The 1,584-nt window shown below is 71.2% G+C and carries 2 protein-coding genes; one reads left to right on the forward strand and one right to left on the reverse strand.

All coding sequences use genetic code 11. The features are described from left to right. A partial coding sequence (locus ACGF13_RS40255) for an electron transfer flavoprotein subunit alpha/FixB family protein (protein ID WP_392884605.1) occupies positions 1-698 on the forward strand: 698 nt, incomplete at its 5' end. Positions 699-857: 159 nt separating this feature from the next. Here the strand turns inward: ACGF13_RS40255 and ACGF13_RS40260 are convergent. Further along, positions 858-1,295 (reverse strand): hypothetical protein, encoded by a 438-nt coding sequence (locus ACGF13_RS40260; RefSeq protein WP_392884607.1) that lies wholly within the window; start codon positions 1,293-1,295, stop codon positions 858-860. Positions 1,296-1,584 lie beyond the last annotated feature (289 nt).

The raw sequence follows: 1,584 nt of genomic DNA on the forward strand, positions 1-1,584 counted from the left end.
CCGTGCTGGTGACGTCCTCGGGTGAGGGCAAGGAGGTCGCCGCGCGCGTCGCGCTGCGGATCGGCTCCGGCATCATCACCGACGCCGTCGACCTGCGCGCCGGCGACCAGGGCCCGATCGCCACCCAGTCGGTGTTCGCCGCCTCGTACACCGTCGACTCCCGGGTGAGCAAGGGCGCGCCGGTCATCACCGTCAAGCCGAACGCCGTCGCCCCGGAGGCCGCCCCGGCCGCCGGCGCGGTGGAGAACGTGGCCGTGGAGTTCACCGGCAACGCCGCCAAGGTCACCTCGCGCACCCCGCGGGTGTCCTCCGGCCGTCCCGAGCTGACCGAGGCCGCGATCGTGGTCTCCGGCGGCCGCGGTGTCGGTGCCGCCGAGGGCTTCGGCGTGGTCGAGGAGCTCGCCGACGTGCTCGGCGCTGCCGTCGGTGCCTCGCGCGCCGCCGTGGACGCCGGCTGGTACCCGCACAGCAGCCAGGTCGGCCAGACCGGCAAGCAGGTCTCCCCGCAGCTGTACGTGGCCAACGGCATCTCGGGCGCCATCCAGCACCGGGCCGGCATGCAGACCTCGAAGACCATCGTGGCCGTCAACAAGGACCCCGAGGCCCCGATCTTCGAGCTGGCCGACTACGGCGTGGTCGGCGACCTCTTCGAGGTGCTGCCGCAGCTCACCGCCGAGGTGAAGGCCCGCAAGGCCTGATCCCGCAACGACGACGACGGAGGGCGTGGCGCCGAGTGGTACTCGGTGCCACGCCCTCCGTCGTCTCCCGGCGGTTTCCCGGCGCGCCGCCCGGCCCGACCGGTCGGTGGCGCGGTCCGCGACCGAGCCCGTGACGCACCCCGCGGCGAGCCCCGCGGCTCACTCCGCGACGAAGGCCGCGAGGTGCTGGGTGAAGCCGCCCTGGGCCGGCGGCAGCGGGCGCGGTTCGGTGTCCGGCGGCGACGGCGGCTCCTCCATCGGCAGCAGCCGAAGCTCCGGCTGTTCGGAGTCGGAGGAGGAGAGCAGCCGCACCCGGGTGCCGACCGGGACGGTGCTGCGCATCCCGTCCACGATGCACCAGACGTCGAAGCCCTCCGCCATCCGGATCAGCGACTTCTGACGGACCAGCGGCGTCCGGGCCTGCTCGACCGCGCAGCGCCGCACCACGCCCGTGCCCTCGCTGGGCTCCAGCCTGAGGTCGGTGGAGCCGCAGGTGGGGCAGAGCAGCCGTTGGAAGGTCGGGTTGTTGCACCACGTGCAGCGCTGGAAGTACAGCGTCGTGCTCCGGGTGTCGGCATCGATGGCTGAGTGGACCACGCTGTCATCTCCCTGCGCTCGGACGGCTCGTTCGGCGGAAGTACGGCGAAAGTACGCCGGAAGTTCGGCACGAAAAGGATAGGGAACTCAGTACCGCCAAGGGAAGGCACTGAGTTCCCTTTTTGCCGCGCGCATGCATAATGAAGGGTACTGAGTACCGTCGTGAAACAGGAGTGGCGATCATGAGCCAGGAGTTCGATCTCTTCCGGATCTCCGAGGAGCACGAGATGCTCCGTGAGGCGGTGCGTTCGCTGGCCGAGGCGAAGATCGCTCCGTTCGCGGCGGAGGT

Source organism: Kitasatospora sp. NPDC048286 (assembly GCF_043201735.1).
Taxonomy (GTDB): domain Bacteria; phylum Actinomycetota; class Actinomycetes; order Streptomycetales; family Streptomycetaceae; genus Kitasatospora.